The organism is Actinomycetota bacterium (assembly GCA_012837825.1).
Taxonomy (GTDB): domain Bacteria; phylum Actinomycetota; class Humimicrobiia; order Humimicrobiales; family Humimicrobiaceae; genus Humimicrobium.
The window spans coordinates 30,667-49,965 of sequence record DUQM01000008.1 but is presented as its reverse complement, the minus strand read 5'-3'; the positions used below and the strand labels follow the sequence as shown (position 1 = coordinate 49,965).

Here is a 19,299-nt window from a genome sequence, read left to right as displayed (position 1 = left end):
CAAGATAATTTCTGGACTCAAGGGAAAGGGCGGAATTCGGACATATCTCAATGCAATGCTGGCAGTAGGTACAGTTATGAAGTGTGACTTCATATTCGTTTTCATCATTGAAGAAATTTGCTTTATATCTGCATTCTTCCACACATTTATTGCAGTGATCGCATAGATCCCTATCCCAGACAATACCGCTTCCTCCTGAGTGAAGACTATGCATATCTCTTCTTGTTTTCGCAGTCACACAGCCCATCGCAATATTTTTCAGAGCGCCGCCATAGCTGCTCACTCCATGACCTTTAAAATGAGACAGATCTATCATGGCTTCTGCATCATGTATATGACCGGCTATCTGTATTTCCTTCAGGGTTTTAAAATCTACTTCTTTTGAATAATAATACTTGTCAAACACTCCGGACACAGGATATATCGGAGCTCCGAGAACATCTTCCGAATATCCTCTGTCTCTTGAAGTCAGGCCGCCAAAACCATCGCCACGATGACTGGGGCCGACATCTGTTATAAAAACCTCTCCTCCTGCTTCTTTAATATGTCTGATAAGCATCCTTACAAAAAGAGGGTGTATGGTGGTGTAGCCTAATCCCTTGCCCATATGCATCTTTAAGGCTACCATTTTCCCGCCTGCAATTCTTTTCAGTTCAATCGTCTTTAGAAGTCTGTCAAATTTGGCAGGCAGAGTGGCATCAGGATCTATTTTATTAAACTCGACTGATGCAAATCTGACCGGAGATTTTTTCAAAGTCCCGTGTCTATGGTCTGATTTATCAGGTTTCAATTATTTTCCCCTCTTCTTTAATTGTTAATTACAATAGTTACAATAGATTTTAAACTATTTTACTTAAAAAGGACAAACACACACTTCTCTGTTTTACCTAAAAACATGTATGATGAACAGGGACTATATGGGTATATAAAGAAATTATTGGAATACTTTTACCTGCCTGCCGGATTGCAGAGTTATAATTTAAATCTTCTCGGAACTATCACGACACCATTGTCTGAAATTGTAAGTTTTCTTTTCAGGTCTTCCTCCCTGTCAAAACCTATTCTGGTATTATCAGGAATATAGGTATTGGTATCTATTATGGCATTTTTGATTTTTACATTTTTGCCTACATAATTATATCCCATTAAAAAGGAGTCAGATATATTCGTATTTTCAGAAACTTCTATATGATATGATAATATCGAATTGCTGATTTCAGACCCGTTCACTATGCATCCGTTAGAGATGATGGATTTTGAAATCGCTGATTTTTCTCCTATCAGCGGCGATCTGAGACATGCCGCCCTGGTGAATATCTCCCATCTTTCATTATGCAGGTTTATTTCTTTTTCATCTTTAAGCAGATCCATGTTTGCCTGATAAAACTCATCAAGATCACCGATGTCCCTCCAGTAAGATTTTTCGTGCTGGTCAGTGCTGATGATATAGTTCTCACTAAAATTATAAACGTATATTTTCCTTCCTCTTTTAAGCATTGCCGGAATGACGTCAAAACCGAAATCATGTGAAGAATATCTGTCAGGATTCTGCATAATAATACTTTTGTCTCTCTGTGTTTTTTTGTGCTGGTCAATTATCAGTTCCTCTATAAGAACCTGAGGTTTAAAGGCATAGTTTCCCATTGATGCCAGACAGTAGTCTTTTGAGCCGGGCATCGGAGTGGGATTTTCAGGTTTCTCTTCAAAACCGATAAGTTTCCAGTCATCATCCACTACCAGGACACCATACTTTTTTGATGCAGTTTTACACTTTACGGGAAGCGCAGAGATTGTAAGATCAGCTTTTTTTTCATAATGGAAATCATTCATTATTGAAATATCCATTATATAAATATGGTCTGCACTGAATATATCTATAATATCGGGGTTGTTCTCCCATGCATAGTTCTTATTCTGATTTACGGCATCAGCTGTTCCATTATACCAGCCGCTGTCAGAACCCTGTTTGGGAGGAAGCATCCTTATAAAGCTATACCGGCCTACACCAAAAATCGGAGTCCAGCCTTCATAAATATGTCTTTCAAGTGAACGCGGTTCATATTGCGTAAGAATGTATATTCTTCTAATCCTTGAATGAATAAGATTGCTCAGGACAAAATCAATTACTCTGTAGCTTCCCCCGAAAGGCATTGCCGGTTTTACCCTGTCCTTTGTCAGAGGCATAAGCCTCTCGCCTTTTCCTCCGCTTAAAACAAATGCTACTACTTCTATACGCATTTAAAATCCACCAGAGTAAAAAATTATTAATAATCCTTAACTATGTATCTATTATAGAATAATTGTTACTATTTAGTAAATATTTAAGTCTGGTTTCAAATCAAAAAAATTAATTTAAAATTTAATATACATCAAAACAAGTTTAATTTCTTTTATTCTTTTTAGTCAAATTTCCCAGCTCTTTAAATTTTTCAGGATTCATATCCGAGAACTTCATCTTCCACCTCCAGTTATTTCTTTTAGTTGAAGGTTTATTCATTCTTGCCCGATAATCAAGGTTTAGTATATCCTGGACAGGAAAAACAGTCAGATCCGCAATGGAGCCTGATATTCTCTTTATTAATTCCATGCTTATTTTATCCGATTCGGTTTCCGGCCCGAGATATTTATTCATATTTTCCCTTTCAGTCTTTTTTGCTTCCTTTTGAAGATACCCGCAAACTGTGTTATTGTCATGAGTTCCGGTATACGCTACACAGCTGTCATTATAATTTTCAGGCAGATGAATGCTATGTGGAAAATCTCTGCCGAAAGCAAACAGTATTACTCTTATGCCCGGAAACTTGTTCTCCTTAATAATCTTTATCACATCAGGAGTAATAAATCCCAGATCTTCGGCAATGATAGGAATATAATTATATTTTTTACAAATTTCTCTTTTAAGGAGATTGAAAAATTCTTCGGGTTCTGCCTTTTTCCACTTTCCGTTTTTTGCAGTTTTTTCTTTTGCGCTCACTTCCCAGTATTTTACAAAACCTCTGAAATGATCCAGTCTTGCATAATCAAAAAGATCAAGATTATGCATTATTCTTTTAAGCCACCACTGAAAATTCTGTTTTTTTAAGTTTTTCCAGTTATACACAGGATTATTCCACAACTGGCCTGTAGAACTGTAATAATCCGGCGGCACTCCTGAAACAAATTCCGGTTTTTTATTTTTATCAAGCTTGAAGATATCCTGATTTGACCAGACATCACTGCTTTCATAATCCATATAAATAGGTATGTCGCCAATGATTTTTAATCCTATGCTATTACAGTAATTTTTTAATCTTAACCACTGCTTTAAAAAAATAAACTGAAAAAATTTTTCTTTAATAATCTCCTCTCCTGCTTCCCTCTTGCAGATATCTCCGGCCTTTTTCCCTTTTTTCAATTCTTCAGGCCATCTGCTCCAGGAGATATTCTTAAATCTGTTTTTAATCACATTAAAAAAAGAAAATGAATCAAGCCATTCCTTTCCATGCTGAAAACAGAATTTCCGGAAATCATCTTCTTTCTCATGATGCGCATTGTAAAAATTCAGAAATGCCTTGTTTAAAAGAACTTTTTTACTTTTTACTACATTTCCAAAATCAATACTGCTGCTTTCAGGTTTGTTTTTAAATTTTTCTGCATACGCTGAAAGATCATCTTTTTTCAGATATCCTTCCTCATATAAAAGAACCGGACTTATCAGCATTGTGTTGCCGGCAAATGCGGAAACAGATGCATAGGGAGAATAATGCTTGGTGCTGCTTGTAGGCGCAAGAGGGAGAACCTGCCAGAAACTCTGACTGCAATCCTTTATCATCCTGGCAAACCTGTATGCTTCCGGCCCAAAATCTCCAATACCATATTCTGATGGCAGTGACGTTATATGAAGCAAAATTCCGCTTTTATTATTAAAAAGCTTCATCTTCTGAAGAATATTCTATATTAAAAAAATCAAATAAAAATCTTACACCGTCTTTAATTTCTTTATTTAAATTATCTTTTTTATTCTTTGCCGAATCATTAATGATGGTCTTAATTTCAAAAACAATATTCTGCATTTTGGAAAAATCAATATCCGGTTCCAGCTTTTTGCAAACCTTAACAAGCCTTATTATAGTCTTCAGCATCTCTGCATCATGAATATTGTTTAGATATTTCCTTATCATTACCATTAATAATTCCTCTGCGCCGGATTTTAAAAATCCGGTTCGTCCATGTCTTTTATCCGTCTGAATGTGCTTTCCCGGTATTGATGAATCCTTTTCCTCTGCAAGAGACTCCAGTTCTGCAACCTCGTCTTCGCTTATTTTATCTTTATTCAGAATGATCAGAGTTCTTGATTTTTTAGCTGCATTAAAAACAGAATCCTCGTTTTTATTAATAAAATAAGCATCTATCCATTTTTTTATATCTTCCTCAATACTATCAACATAAAGCCTGTAACTATTTAATCCCCTGTAAAGCTCCTTGATCTTCTTAAGCGAATACTTTTCAAAAAATTTAATTTTTATTCTTTTACTAATATTATTAAGATCAAAATATTTAAATCCCGGCTTTCTCTTTAATTTGCAAAAAACTTCTTCAATATTATTTCCCTTAAAATAATGTTTTATTATTTCATTAAAAAATATTGTTTCAGGTGAACATCTGTAATTATTTCTGATACCTGCCGTTTTTTTTCTTATTAAAATTTTTAAGACTTCATTGCTTTCATTTTTCTGCATACAGGCATGTTTATCAGTAACCAGCAGAAACAGACAAAATTCTTTCCTGAGGGTCGTTTTTGAAATAATATAAAAGCCGCCTGATTTTCCTGAAAGCATTTCATCTTCAAAATCAAAAATATGGGTAAGTGCAAATTCGTGGTTGCAAAAATCAAATATTTCTCCATTATTACAGAAAGGAGAACTATCTTTAAAACTTTGTATTACCAGAAAATTCGTTATAAAATCAGCAGCGATTTTTTCAGTTGAATATTCTCTACCGGCAGCATCTTTCAGATAAATATCTGAACCGGTCACTCCTTTTAGAATATTGCTTTTTGCATACTTCAGGATATTTGTAAATTCTTCTTCAGCTCTTCTGGTTTTTACAGGATCAGCATAACTTCCGAGCCTGACTGCCATTAATACATGAGTTAATATCTGCACTGCTTCAATTCTGGAAATATCATCAAAAAACCATGCATCGCTTGACTGCATTAGCATAGCCTGCCTCTGCATCTCAAGCAATGAAAGCAGCAGGCTTTCACTGGCACTATAATCATCCTGAATGATATTAAAACCGGAAGAATTGTCTGCTTTGTCTTTTTTATTTTTATCTGAATATTTATTTAAAAATATTCTTATATTTTCATGATCTCTCTGCTCTGCGACAGCTATGTAATCTTTTATTATCTGTAGCGGATCTTTAATTTCTGATTTGATATATTTTTTTATATTTTCATGAAATATTTTATCGATTTCTGTCCTTATTTTATTTATTGCCTGCCTAAGGTGCACACGCCATTCCTGGCTCCATTCTGCTTCACCACGATTATCGGGAATTCCACAGGTACAGCCTCCCTCCCATCTGGACAAAGAATGGCTGCAGCTCCAGGCGGTATTCTCAACTATCTCCACTTCATATTCCACAGGAAACAATTCAAGATATTCTCCAAACACCGTGAGAGCCACATCCTTATTATCCAGCACTGTTTTCAGACAATAAGCAAGAGCCATGTCTCCGAATTTCTTATGATGACCATATGCTTCACCATCTGAAGCTATTATGATTATCTCTCTTCTGTTTTCATCAGTATGCGGAGCGTTTATAATGCTTTGGGCAAACGCTTCACCGTTTTTCAGAAGATCTCCAAAGGAAAGTTCGGTCGAGATTTCTTTATCATAAAAGAAAACAGAGATATGCCTGCCGGATGGCAGAATACAGATATAGGGCCTTCTTGTGTTTATACTTCCGTTTTCTGCCATAATCCATCCTTTTGAATCAGGTTTCCTGCCGGACAGATTTTTACTTTCATTCAGATTTTTTTCATGCTTCCTGAACCGGAAAGCCTGATATGGAGAAAGAATGGTATATTTAATGCCGTATTCAGCCAGAACTTCAAGCGTTTCATAATCAACAGCAGTCTCTGCCAGCCACATTCCCTCGGGTTTTCTTTTAAAATTTTTTTCAAAATCATATATTGCCCAGCAGACCTGTAGAATTTTATCCTGTCTGTTAGCCAGAGGCATTATCAGATGATTATAGTTCTGCGCTATAGCCGTACCATGACCTGAAAAAAAATCTCTGCTCCGGAAGTCGCCTTTTATTATCTGCTTATGTGTAACCGGATCATTTTTTTTAATCCATTCAAGCAGTGTGGGGCCGAAATTAAAGCTTATCATGGAATAGTTATTATAAATGTCTGTCAGCTTATTGTCTTTTCCAAGAATTCGGGCAAAAGCATTTGCCCGGTAGCATTCAGCATTTATTCTTTCATTCCAGTCTTTGTAGGGATAGGCACTTTCCTGAATATCTATTTCTTCGGTCCAGGGATTTTTCCTGAAAGGCTGATAAAAATGGCCGTGTATGCACACAAATCTTCTTGCTGTTTTTTTATCTTTCATAATTTATATCAGTTTCTAAATATAAAAATAAAATTATTTGCCCTTTTCTGCTTTTTTAAAAAATAATGCCCCCAGTGGTGGAAGTGTGCCAATTATCGAGCAGTCGTATCCGTGGCAGGGAAACTTCTGAGCGATTAATTCTCCAAAATTACCGTGCCCGCTTCCTCCGTATATTTCCGAGTCGCTATTGAATAATTCCTTCCAGACACCCTCAGACGGAACTCCTATTCTGTATTCATATCTGGGAACAGGAGTAAAGTTAAAACATGCAAGTATCGCTACCTCATTTTTATATGTTCTTAAAAATGAAATTATGCTATTATCATGATCTTTAAAATCCACCCACTTGAAACTTTCACCATTAAAATCATTCACATAAAAAGCTTTTTCTTTTCTGTAAATCCTGTTCAGATCCATCAAAACTCTTTTAATATCCCTGTGCCCCTCTCTTTCAGCAAAATGCCACTGCAACACAGAATCGTGATCCCATTCACCCGGCTGCGCAAACTCTGTTCCCATAAAAATCAGCTTCTTGCCGGGATAGGCAAACATATAGCTTAACAGAAGGCGGAGATTTGCAAATTTTTTCCAAATGTCGCCGGGCATTTTTCCAAGCAGCGATTTTTTGCCATGTACGACTTCGTCATGAGAAATCGGTAAAACAAAGTTTTCATTAAAAGCATACCAGAAAGTGAAATTCAGTTCATTCTGATGATATTTTCTGTAAACCGGGTCTTTGGAAAAGTAATTCAGCGTATCATGCATCCAGCCCATATTCCACTTCATTCCAAATCCAAGCCCGCCTGAATATACCGGTTTTGTGACCATGGGCCATGCGGTTGATTCTTCCGCCATTGTCTGCACATCAGGAAAATTTTTATAAACTTCAGTATTTAGCTGTTTAATAAACTCTATTGCTTCAAGATTTTCTCTACCGCCGTATTTATTTGGAATCCATTGCCCTTCTTTTCTTGAATAGTCAAGATACAGCATTGAAGCAACAGCATCTATTCTTATTCCATCAATATGATATTTGTCAAGCCAGAATAATGCACTGTTTATTAAAAACTGCCTTACTTCATATCGTCCATAATTGAAGATCCGGCTCTTCCAGTCAGGATGATACCCGAGTTTTTTGTCAGCATGCTCATAAAGATGGGTGCCGTCAAAAAGATAAAGTCCGTGCAGATCGTCAGGAAAATGTGAAGGAACCCAGTCAAGTATAACTCCTATGTTTTTCTGATGAAAATAATCAACGAAATACATAAAATCCTGCGGATTTCCATATCTGGAAGTAGGAGCAAAAAATCCTGTGATCTGATAGCCCCAGGAGCCATAGAACGGATGCTCCATTATGGGAAGCAGCTCCACATGTGTATAGCCGTTTTCTTTCACATATTCTGCCAGTTCCTTTGCAATCTGTCTGTAGCCAAGAAAATTGTTTTCACTGTCTCTTCTCCAGGAACCGAGATGCACCTCATAAATCGAGAAAGGCGCATCGTTTTTGTTATAGCCGGCTCTTTTTCGCATCCATTTCTCATCCTTCCAGTCGTATTCAAGATTCCTTACAATTGATGCTGTCTTTGGAGGAATCTCGCAATAAAATGAAAAAGGATCGGCTTTTTCAGTATATCCTGTTTTAAAACCTGATTTTATTTTATATTTATATAAAGAATCTTCCTTCAGTCCGGGAATAAAGGTTTCCCATATTCCCGATCCATCTTTCCTGCTGACAAGTCTGTTGTTTTCGCTCCATCCGTTAAAATCTCCTGCTACACATACATCGGTGGCATTCGGCGCCCAGACAGCAAAATATATTCCCTCTTCTCCGTCGATTTTTCTCCGATGCGCCCCCATTTTTTCATAGAGCCTGAAATGATTGCCATTCTTGAAAAGATAAATATCATATTCTGAAAACTGATTAAAATTTTTATAGTTGTTATTGCCTATCATAAAATCAATTATACAGATCGATCTTCAAATATTAAATTTATAACTTTGCATTTTAATAATTAATATAATATAAATATTAAATATGCAATGACATTAGTCAAAAAGATTTATTTCTTTCAGGTAATAAACTGACAAAAGAGCTTGAAATGTTTAAACTTGCCATATGCTCCGCCGAGGCTGTTCCTTTTGCAAAAACAGGAGGACTTGCCGATGTAACAGGTTCGCTTCCCGGCGCATTAAAACAGGCCGGTAATAATACCATCGTGATAATGCCGGGTTATGAGTATATTTTTTCAAACTTCAGAAATGTTATAAGAATCGCAGAAAATATAAAAGTAAGAATCAGCGCAGTAAAAGAAGATTGTTTTGATATTTATAAAATAAACGAAAAAGGAATTGATTATTTCTTTATAAGAAATCCTTTCTACTTCGGAAGGGAAAATCTGTATGGCACTCCCCGCGGTGATTATGAAGATAATAATTTAAGATTTGGATTTTTTTCCAGGTCGATATTAGAACTTCTTCAGTCAATAGATTTCAAGCCCGATGTTCTGCATCTGCATGATTATCACACGGGATTATGTTCATTTTTTCTTTTTATTAAAAAAAATATAAGTAAAAACTGCTACTTTAAAAATACAAAAACAGTATTCACTATACATAATATCGCATACCAGGGCATATTCGGACAGGAAACGCTGGAACTTCTTGATATTGACAGAAGACATTTCAATATGAACGAACTGGAGTTTTACGGAAAGATCAATTATATGAAAAGCGGAATTGTATATTCTGACAAAATAACCACCGTCAGTCCCACTTACTCCAGAGAAATCCTTACTCCCGAGTTCGGATGCAGGCTTGAAGGGATATTGCATACCAGGAAAGAGGATCTTTCCGGAATAATAAATGGCATTGATTATGAGTTGTGGAATCCTGAAAAGGACAGAGAAATTACGGAAAACTACAACTCTGACAGCTTTTCAGGCAAAAAGATGTGCAAGAAAGCTTTACTGGATAAATTGTTTAGGAAGCCTGAATACAGCAGACCTGTTCTGGGAATTGTCTCAAGATTATCAGAGCAAAAAGGAATTGATATACTTATAAAAGTTATGAAAGAAATTTTAAAAGAAGACATTTATATTATCATTCTTGGAACAGGTGATGAAAAATATATGAATATGCTGAAGGATATTCAGAAGATTTTCGGCGACAAAATAAGTCTGAATATTGCTTTTTCAGACAGCCTTGCAAGAAAGATTTATGCCGGTTCAGATATTTTCCTTATGCCTTCAAAATATGAACCCTGCGGTCTTGGACAGCTGATAAGCCTGAAATATGGGACAATACCTGTCGCAAGAAGAACGGGCGGTCTTGCCGATACCATTATTGACATTATGTCGGAAAAAGATGTCGGAAAAGGCGGTCAGGGATTTTTATTTGATGATTATGACTGGAAAAACCTTTATTGCTGTATTAAACGATCACTATTATTTTTTAAAGACAGTACAATCTGGAGTAAAATAATTAATAATGCAATGAAATGTGATTATTCATGGGAATATTCCGCAGAGATGTATAATGATCTTTTTAAATCTGTGGTATGCAGATAATGACTTCGATATTTTATTTTAAATCCTCTGATTTCCATAGAAGAATATGCAGACAGGGTCGGGAAGAAATATTTCCGGAATAATGAATTCGACATAAGCAATATGAAACCGTGGTCAGCAAAATTTACAGCTATAGAAGGTCTTGAATGATATTATTTATTATGGCCCTGAGAAGAAAGCGGTTCATGAAAACATAGATCCTGCCTTTTATTAAAAGATTGCATAAATATTGCTCGGGTATCAGGTGAGATGAATAATATTTCAATCACTCTTGTATTGGAGCAGAATTATGTTAATAATGCGAAAATCATTGAAAAACATCATGAATTTATATCTGTTGAAAGTAATTTTGAAAATGTAGCAACTTTTAGTGTAAAATTACCATTAGCCAGAAACAATCATTTTATTACTTGAAAAAAAACTTATTTTCATGTAATTATATACTTTTTAAACCTATACGGACGTAAATTTTTATTGGAGGATTTAACTTATGAAAAAAATACTGGTTGTTGAAGATGAAAAGACAATTAAATGTTTATATAAAGAAAAGCTGATAGATGAAGGATATGAAGTAATAACCGCCGGAGACAGTGCTGCGGGTTATGAGCTGTTTAAAAAGGAAAATCCGGATCTGATAACCATTGATCTGAAAATGCCGAATATGAAAGGCATGGAGCTCCTGGATAAAATAAGAAGAGAAAATAAAGATATACCGATTATAATTTATTCTGCTTATAACGAATTTACACAAAATTTTTCAACCTGGGCTGCAAATGAATATCTTGTCAAATCTTCAGATCTTACAGAATTCAAAAGCAAAGTAAAGGAACTTCTTTCCAGCCGTAATTAATATAGGTTGTGCTTTTTTAATTACATCAATATTATGCGGGAGTTCATTTTATATTAAACAATAATATGGCTGATAAAAGAAAAAAAGATTCCTTTAAAAAAATAATTAAAGCAATATTAAGGATAACAATCAGTTTCGGGCTTCTGGCAATACTTATTTTAATAAATTACAAGCACCTTGAGCATGTCCCTGAACTTCTTAAAAATCTGAATATATTGTTTCTTGTCTTAAGTATAATTTTTTATTTTGCAAGTATCATGATTGAAGCTCCGAGATGGAGGATCCTGCTTCTTACACATAAAATTAATATACCTATTTTTTATCTGCTTAATTCGGTACTGATAGGAGGATTTTACAATACCCTGCTTCCAACCAGTGTGGGCGGTGACGCATATAGAGGAATAGATCTTCACAGAAAATTTAAAGTCTCGGTACATGAAAATATTCTTTCACTTTTACTTGGCAGATTCCTGGGTATAATAAGCGGCATAGTTTTTCTTTTAATATCATTCTGTTTTAAAATGTACAAACATCTTAGCATGCCTTTTGCCATAGGGCTTGCAATATTCTTCCCTATTGTTATTTTTCTCGTAATCCTTCTTGTTATCCCCAAAAAATTTAAACTTGACGTATTGTTTGGAAGGATAAAACTCTTAAGAAGATTTAAAAAAAGTGTTCTTGAGTTTTCGGAACTGCTTGACAGTTTCAAGCGTAAAGGCAGGTATGTGTTTGTCAGTTTTCTATACAGCATGATAAGCAATTTATTTTCATTTGCCAGTTTTTACTTTATTGGTCTTTCCATTAATATAAAACTTGGATTTATTCCTTTTATGTTTATCATTCCTGTCACATGGACGATTTCAAATATTCCTATTACTCTGGGCGGGTTCGGGCTAAGGGAAAACACCCTTGTCATACTGCTTAAGGAGTTCGGGGTTAGCTCTTCTTCCGCTCTGACTTTTTCACTTATTGTTCTTGTAATAAATATTTTTATGGCAATTATCGGCGCAATTATGCTGATTATAAGAAACGCTATTAACAGAAATAAAGAAATCTGAACAGCGGAAAAAAACTTGTTTAACTTAAAAATAATTTCCATGAAAATCATGGAAACAATTCGGAAATAGCTTTTATGATATCTTCATCTGTTTTTATTTTACAGACACCTGAACCAATTATCTTATTGTATAAATCGGTCGCCTTTCCATCAATATAATCCCTTCTGCTGATATCTACATCATCCACTACAATAATCTTTTTTTTCATTTTTACAGCCTCATAAACTGCTTCAAGATTCAAAATATTGCCATTGCCGAACTCTATGCCGGGGAGTATGACCATGTCGGCATTACCGATAAGTTCAAGGTTTTTTAAATATGCTTCTTTGGATATCGGAGAAAAAGGTGCCTCATTTATAAAAATAATCCCCAGCTCCCGGGAAGTATTTGTATCCGTATCAAGATTGTTTATAACTCCTGCTGATAATATATAACCATAATTATGCAGAATATTTAAAATATGTGAAGCTGCACCCCCGCCTCCTATAACATGGATTTTTATTTCCTTTTTGCTGATCTTTCTTTCTTTATCTGTTCTTAAATTAAAATTCGGACTGACATAAAGCTTACCCGTAAAAGGATTTTTGGTAACATGAACATCGCTGTTGAATACAGCCATAATATTTGATCTGTTTATTACGTCCGCTGTTCTGCCGCTTGCAAATATCTTTCCTTCCTTGATCATAATTATTTTTTCAGAATACTGTAGCGCCAGATTGATATCATGGAAAATACCAATGATTGTTTTGCCAAAATCCTTATTTAAATTATAAAACAATTCCATGAATTCTATCTGAAAATTTATATCAAGATGGCTCGTAGGTTCATCAAGAATAATAATGGGGGTATCCTGAGCAAGAGTCTGGGCGATTATTACTCTTTGTTTTTCGCCGCCGGAAAGTTCATTATATTTTCTTGAACCGAATTCCTCGGTCTTTGTGAGACGCATTGCCTTGCTGCACATATCGTAATCGTTTCTGCTTTCTCCTTTAAACCTTTTTATATGCGGATATCTTCCCATGAGTATTATTTCGGAGACCGTAAAATTAAAACCCATATTCGTATACTGGGGGACGACTGCTATTTTTTTTGCAACTTCAGAACTTCCAAGCCTTTTAATGCTTTTCCCTTCTATTTTCAGGTCTCCTTCAAAAGGAAAAAGAACTTTACTTATAATATTTACAAGCGTGCTCTTGCCCGCCCCGTTGGGACCGATGATTGAAAGAAAGCAGCCTTTTTCAATTGCAAAGTCAATTTCCTTTAGTACAGGAATTTTATTATATGCAAAAGAGAGTTTTTGTGCCTGCAGAGAAATGCCGTCTTTCAATTAAAACACCTGCCTTTTTGACCTTATAAGAAGGTATATGAAAAACGGCACACCTATTATTGAAGTTATTATGCCTACCGGTATTTCTCTGGGAGCAAGAATAGTCCTGGCTATCGTGTCAGAAAAAAGCAGCACTATACCTCCGGATAATGCAGCAGTAGGGTATAATATTTTATGGTCCGGACCTACAATAAGCCGCATTATGTGCGGAGTTATAAGACCGACAAATCCGATTATTCCACTCACGGAAACTGCAGCCGCCGCAATTAATGAAGCCAGAATCAGGAGAATGAGTTTCAATTTTTCCGTCTGCATGCCTAACTGATTTGCCCTTTCCTCTCCAAGCGAAAGAACATTTAAGTCTTTGGTATAAAAGAAAATAATAACTGATATAAAAACAACTGCAGGAGTAATTATTGAAAGATTGAGCCATGATGCATTTGTAAGTCCGCCCATTATCCAGAAATATACTCTTGAAAGATCATGCGTCCTGTAAATCATTAAAAAAGAAATTATTGATGTCAGCAGAGAGCTTAGTGCAACTCCCGAAAGCAACAGTGTAAGTATTGATATTTTGCCTTTTATTTTTGCGATATTATAAATAAGCAATGTAGCCAGTATTGCTCCTGCAAAAGCAAAAAGGCTAATAAGCGAAAGATTAAAAAATTTCAGGCCTTTTGTAAACATTATGGCAATTGTTGCCCCAAATGCGGCACCCGAAGAAACACCGATTATATAAGGATCAGCCATGGGATTCCTGAATATCCCCTGGAATATTACTCCTGATCCTGACAATGCAATCCCGACCATGACAGCCATGAGTATTCTTGGAAGCCTTATATCAAATACAATCTTCATATCCTGTATGCTTATTGAGGAAATGTCTATAAAATTTCTTATTCCCCATACCCTGCTGAAAATTATTCTGACCGTCGATCCGACGGAAAGATTTGCCGCTCCTATGGAGGCTGCTATCATTATAAGCATTATCATGACAACAATCAGGATTATGATAATATTTATTGATTTTCTGTTCATATTGAAAATTTAATATCTCTTTAAAATTATTTAGTATTTTAGCTTAAAAGGATAAATTATAAAAATATTAAAATAATACGATTTTTTTGACTTTTATTTTTTATAAAGTTACTCTAAAGTTTATAAAATTTAAATAATCAGACAGGAGGGCAAATGTCTTTCAATATCAACGAAAATATAAAATGGGTCGGTAAAACAGACTGGGAATTAAGAAAATTCCATGGAGAAGAATTGTCGACATTCAGAGGTTCTTCCTATAATTCATATCTTATAAGAGATGAAAAAACCGTTCTGATAGACACTGTGTGGACCCCCTTTGCTGAAGAATTCATTTCCAATCTGGAAGACGAGATAGGACTTGATAAAATTGATTACATTATAGCAAATCACGGTGAAACTGATCATAGCGGAGCTCTTCCTCTGCTGGCTGAGAAAATTCCCGACACCCCTATTTATTGTTCCGGAAACGCCGTCAAATCTTTAAGAGGACAGTTCCATAAAGATTTTAATCTTGTTACCGTAAAAACCGGCGACAAATTAAGTATCGGTAAAAAAGATCTGATTTTTATTGAAGCAAGAATGCTGCATTGGCCAGACAGCATGTTTGCCTACCTGACAGGAGATGAGATTTTATTTTCAAATGATGCTTTTGGACAGCACTATGCAAATGAGTTCATGTTTAATGATCTTGTACCGGAAAATGAATTATATGAAGAGGCAATCAAGTATTATGCAAACATATTGGCTCCTTTCAGCAGCCTGGTTGCAAAAAAGATACAGGAAGTATTGTCCTTTAACCTGCCTGTAAAGACGATATGTCCCAGCCATGGCGTTATATGGAGAAAGAATCCGGAGCAGATAATTGAAAAATATTTAAGCTGGGCAGATGCTTATCAGGAAAACCAGGTAACTATCGTATATGATACCATGTGGAATGGAACCAGAAGAATGGCTGAGGAAATCGCAGAAGGCATCAAACTGGATGACAAAAATATTTCCATAAAGCTTTTTAACAGCGCAAGGCATGACATAAATACGATAGCAACTGAGATCTTCAAGTCAAAGGCAGTAATTGCCGGTTCCCCTACTGTAAATAAAGGATTTCTGGCATCTCTTGCTGCATTACTTGAATTTGTAAAAGGTCTCGGGTTTAAAAACAAAAAGGCTGCATCTTTCGGTTGTTACGGCTGGAGCGGAGAGTCGGTAAAGATAATTAATGATGAGCTCAGAAAAGCAGGTTTTGAAATTATTGACGAAGGCATGAGGACTATGTGGCACCCTGGAAAAGAAGATATTGCCGGAATTCATGAGTTCGGCAGAAAAATATCGCAGGCAATAAAATAACTTTCCGGACGGTGTCTTTAAAGCCTGTTTTTTAAAAAAAACTGTTTTGTTTAACTGTAAAATTCCGGCAATATAAAATTTATATTTAAAAGATTCATGGTTTTATATAACCGGGGCTGTATGCCGGCTTGTCGTAATATTTTTTCATCTCATCGTCAAGTCTTATAAGCGTAACGGATATTCCCGCCATTTCCTGGGAAGTGCAGAACTCCCCGATTTCTCCTGAATATATATTTATTTTCTTTTCTGAAAGATATTCATAGATACTTTTTGCCACAATAAGCATTTCCATCCTTGTGGTTGAACCATAACCATTGATTATCAGCATAACCTCATCATCTTCTCTAAAAGGAAGGTCTGCAAGAATATAGTCTATTAAAGTTCTTGCCGTTTCATCGGCAGTCATCACATCAACTTTTTTTACTCCTGCCTCGCCGTGAAGTCCCATGCCAAATTCCATTTTTCCTTCTTCAAGAGTAAAAGTAGCCAGACCTGTTTGTGGCAGCGTACATGCCGACAAAGAAACTCCGAGCGATCTGGAATTATAAACTGCTTTATTGAGAAATTTTACCAGGGTGTCCAGATCCATCCCGGTTTTCGAAGCTGCGCCGGCCAGTTTTATTATAAAGTGATCAGCGGTAGTTCCGCGCCTGTCTTCCATTCTTTCAGGAGGAGCAGAAGATATTTCATCATTAATAAGTACTGTCCGGACATTTATTCCCTGTTCTCTTGCCATGTCCTGAGCAATATTAAAATTTAAAACATCTCCGGCATAATTATTGTAAAGAAGCAGTACCCCTTTTCCTCCATCTGCGGCATTGATTGCTTTTAATATATGGTCTGGGGACGGAGCTGCAAAAATCTGACCATGCGCAGCTGCATCAGCCATCCCGTCACCTATGAACTCAAGGAATAAAGGTTCATGACCCGCGCCTCCTCCGATTACAATGCCCACCTTATCTTTTATGGGAGACTCTTTTCTTGCAACTGCATTGGAATCCCCTATTCTTTTTACTTTATTCTTATTTATAAGTATGAAACCTTCTATGAGCTCATTTACTATATCATCCGGATTATTAATAAGTTTTTTTACCATCTTTTTCAATATCCTTTCACTGATTATTTTGCAGATATATATTAAATGCATTTAAAATAATAGAAACAGATGTCGCTCCGGCGTCCTGATATCCCAGAGACCTCTCACCCAGATACCTTGCCCTGCCTTTTACGGCAATCATATTTTTTGTGGATTCAGCTCCTTTTTGTGCTTCAGCTGCCATAGCTTTTATTCCTTCAGTCATATCCATATTTTTTTCAACAGATTCTTTAAGGGATAGGACAGCTGCATTTAATGTGTCAACAAGCGTCTTGTCTCCGGGACTGGCCTTCCCTATGGCAGTAACTTTCTGAAAGGCGGAGGAAAGCATATTGTAAAATTCAGAAAGAGTTACCTCATCTTTATTTATGCCGGCAAGCGGAGAAGACATGCCGATAAAAATGTACCCGAATATCGGTCCGGTAGTTCCTCCTGTTGAAGTTATAAACAAATTACCGATAAATTTTAACAAATCAGATATCGAATCAAAGTTTTTTGATGAAATTTCCCTGCTTATTTTTGAAAAAGCTGTAGATATGGTGATTCCATGATCTCCGTCTCCGATAACAGAGTCCAGATTTGACAGATATTCTTTATTTTTGTCTATCTCGGTATTTGCAATATTTATAATCTCAATAAAATCATTCAGCTTAAGAACATTCTGCAATTTTATCTCCTTCATGCTTTTATAAAAAATTTTAAATACTATCGTCAGATAAAAAAGTACCGGTATTTCTCTGCTGTTTAAAAAGATACGTTAAATCTTTTATTTTTTCTATGATAAAAATAAAAATATTCAACAAAATAGCAACTTTTTAAAACAAGAATCGTCTCTTATATTGATGTAGTTTTTTCGTTTTGCATCTCCTTTTTTTTGATTTTGAACCGAAGGCATGCTTGAAAAAGCATGCCTTCCTGTTTTGGTCTCTGAAGAACTTTAAATATTTTTATTATTTTTTCTTAAAATAATCATTGCGTATATAAAAAAATCTTTCTTTAATTTTTTTTTCAATTATTTCCTGTGCTGTTTTCTGCATTTCTTCTCTTGAAGGCTTTAAGACTTCGGAGCAATCCGGCCATTTAAAAAAATAATGCGGAAATTTATATGGCTCTAATTCTTTCTCTGCTTTTCTTTTTATATGTGCCATACCGTATTTGTCAATATTATCGGTTTTTATAAAAATAACCGGTATTTTTTCATAATCATTTTTCTTGTAAGGTACAACAACCGCTTCTTTTATCCCCTTTATTTTTAAAAATACCTTTTCTATTTCTTCAGGATATATTTTTTCTGCTTTATATCTGAATGAAATATCTCTTCTGCCTTCAACATGAAGATATCCTTCATCATCCAGATAGCCATAATCGCCTGTATCGAAATACCCTTCTCCGTCAAGCTTCTTTTCAAGTGACAGCCTTCCGCCGTCTTTATTTTTAAGCAAATAGCCCGCAAACAGCGTCTGCCCTTTTGCAAGTATGTTTTTCTTTTCATTTACCTTGATCTCCCTGTGTCTGAGCAGACGTCCGGACGTCTTGAGATGCTTAAGCGAATCTTTATCTCTTGTACAGGTTATCTGGGAGCACATCTCTGTACTTCCATAAGAAACAAATAAATTAAGTCCATATTCGTATGCCTGCTCTGCCAAAGATTCAGGCATGCTTGCTCCGCCAATCAGAACAGCTTTTAATCTTCTCAGGGAATCTATGCTTTTCCCGTCATTTAAAAGCTCCCTGAGCTGATGCGGAACTAATGAAACATGAGAGGGCCTGTTTGCTTCCAAAGCTTCAGAAATTCCCATTCCGGGCTCTTTTACCGCTATTTCTCCCCCTGACAGGGCGGCTCTGAAAATAACTGATAATCCGCTTATATGATATATCGGCAGGACAATAAGCCATTTGTCTTTTTTACTGAACTTTATATTTGCATTTGAACCCAGTGAACTATAGTAATGATTTCCCAGAGTGTGCATTACAGCTTTAGGCATACCTGAGGAGCCGGAAGTGAATATAATATTTGCATATCTTTTGCAGTCTGACCTGATATTCCTGAAAATATTGCGAATTTCAGAATTATTCTGGAACAATTCTCCGGGTAAAGACATTTCCGTTTTATCAAATATTTTGCATTCATAACTGAAATCAGCAGGCATGCTCCCGTCTGACACGATCTTGCTGCAGCCTACAGCTGAAAGATATTTTCCTATCCTCTCCCCGCCAAGTGCAGGATTTAACGGGACGACAGTAAATCTTTTGTTTATCAGAGACACCGCTATTTTTACCGCTGTCTTCAGATTTCCTGAAAATACAGCAACAAATTCACCGGCATCTATACCGCCTGATATTTTTTTCTTTTCAGCATGTTGCATTTTTTCATCAGTTTTAAAAAATTAATAAACAAAATCATTTTTCCTATCGCTC

The 19,299-nt window shown here is 35.8% G+C and carries 14 protein-coding genes; 4 read left to right on the top strand and 10 right to left on the bottom strand.

Annotated features, from left to right (window positions below; all coding sequences use genetic code 11):
- From GXZ93_00780 to glgB, 5 genes are all read right to left on the bottom strand, one after another.
- Nucleotides 1-790: DUF362 domain-containing protein (locus GXZ93_00780; GenBank protein HHT78330.1), on the bottom strand; the 790-nt coding region annotated here is incomplete at its 3' end.
- A 182-nt stretch (nucleotides 791-972) separates the two neighbouring features.
- A complete protein-coding gene (glgC, locus tag GXZ93_00775) occupies nucleotides 973-2,238 on the bottom strand; it encodes a glucose-1-phosphate adenylyltransferase (protein ID HHT78329.1) in 1,266 nt (421 codons plus the stop codon).
- 142 nt (nucleotides 2,239-2,380) lie between these two features.
- Entirely contained in the window at nucleotides 2,381-3,916 is a 1,536-nt protein-coding gene (gene malQ / locus GXZ93_00770; protein HHT78328.1) for a 4-alpha-glucanotransferase, read from the bottom strand.
- Entirely contained in the window at nucleotides 3,903-6,602 is a 2,700-nt protein-coding gene (locus GXZ93_00765) for a DUF3536 domain-containing protein (GenBank protein HHT78327.1), read from the bottom strand. Before GXZ93_00765 ends, malQ begins: the two co-directional genes overlap by 14 nt.
- A 33-nt stretch (nucleotides 6,603-6,635) precedes the next feature.
- A complete protein-coding gene (glgB, locus tag GXZ93_00760) occupies nucleotides 6,636-8,555 on the bottom strand; it encodes a 1,4-alpha-glucan branching protein GlgB (protein HHT78326.1) in 1,920 nt (639 codons plus the stop codon).
- A gap of 146 nt (nucleotides 8,556-8,701) precedes the next feature.
- On the opposite strand from glgB, the gene glgA reads away from it, so the two are divergent.
- The 3 genes from glgA (at nucleotide 8,702) to GXZ93_00745 (ending at nucleotide 12,076) form a co-directional block, all read left to right on the top strand.
- The gene (glgA, locus tag GXZ93_00755; GenBank protein ID HHT78325.1) at nucleotides 8,702-10,168 is read left to right on the top strand and encodes a glycogen synthase GlgA; all 1,467 of its coding nucleotides are present in this window, start codon (nucleotides 8,702-8,704) and stop codon (nucleotides 10,166-10,168) included.
- Nucleotides 10,169-10,658: 490 nt separating this feature from the next.
- Nucleotides 10,659-11,018: a response regulator gene (locus GXZ93_00750; GenBank protein ID HHT78324.1), complete on the top strand. Its 360-nt coding sequence runs from the start codon at nucleotides 10,659-10,661 to the stop codon at nucleotides 11,016-11,018.
- 65 nt (nucleotides 11,019-11,083) lie between these two features.
- Entirely contained in the window at nucleotides 11,084-12,076 is a 993-nt protein-coding gene (locus tag GXZ93_00745; protein HHT78323.1) for a flippase-like domain-containing protein, read from the top strand.
- Nucleotides 12,077-12,122: 46 nt separating this feature from the next.
- Here the strand turns inward: GXZ93_00745 and GXZ93_00740 are convergent, their stop codons facing one another.
- Together GXZ93_00740 and GXZ93_00735 are read right to left on the bottom strand one after the other, a co-directional pair.
- The gene (locus GXZ93_00740; protein ID HHT78322.1) at nucleotides 12,123-13,403 is read right to left on the bottom strand and encodes an ABC transporter ATP-binding protein; all 1,281 of its coding nucleotides are present in this window, start codon (nucleotides 13,401-13,403) and stop codon (nucleotides 12,123-12,125) included.
- Entirely contained in the window at nucleotides 13,404-14,441 is a 1,038-nt protein-coding gene (locus GXZ93_00735; protein ID HHT78321.1) for an iron chelate uptake ABC transporter family permease subunit, read from the bottom strand.
- Nucleotides 14,442-14,594: 153 nt separating this feature from the next.
- Here GXZ93_00735 and GXZ93_00730 point away from each other — a divergent pair, with 153 nt between their 5' ends.
- Nucleotides 14,595-15,785 carry an anaerobic nitric oxide reductase flavorubredoxin gene (locus GXZ93_00730; protein ID HHT78320.1) on the top strand — a complete coding sequence of 397 codons (1,191 nt, stop codon included), beginning with the start codon at nucleotides 14,595-14,597 and terminating at the stop codon, nucleotides 15,783-15,785.
- 94 nt (nucleotides 15,786-15,879) lie between these two features.
- Here GXZ93_00730 and GXZ93_00725 read toward each other — a convergent pair whose 3' ends face one another.
- From GXZ93_00725 to GXZ93_00715, 3 genes are all read right to left on the bottom strand, one after another.
- The gene (locus GXZ93_00725; GenBank protein ID HHT78319.1) at nucleotides 15,880-16,881 is read right to left on the bottom strand and encodes a dihydroxyacetone kinase subunit DhaK; all 1,002 of its coding nucleotides are present in this window, start codon (nucleotides 16,879-16,881) and stop codon (nucleotides 15,880-15,882) included.
- Between the two features lie 16 nt (nucleotides 16,882-16,897).
- Nucleotides 16,898-17,548: a dihydroxyacetone kinase subunit L gene (gene dhaL, locus GXZ93_00720; GenBank protein ID HHT78318.1), complete on the bottom strand. Its 651-nt coding sequence runs from the start codon at nucleotides 17,546-17,548 to the stop codon at nucleotides 16,898-16,900.
- 283 nt (nucleotides 17,549-17,831) lie between these two features.
- Complete coding sequence (locus GXZ93_00715) at nucleotides 17,832-19,247, bottom strand: AMP-binding protein (protein HHT78317.1); 1,416 nt, start codon at nucleotides 19,245-19,247, stop codon at nucleotides 17,832-17,834.
- Nucleotides 19,248-19,299: the final 52 nt, after the last annotated feature.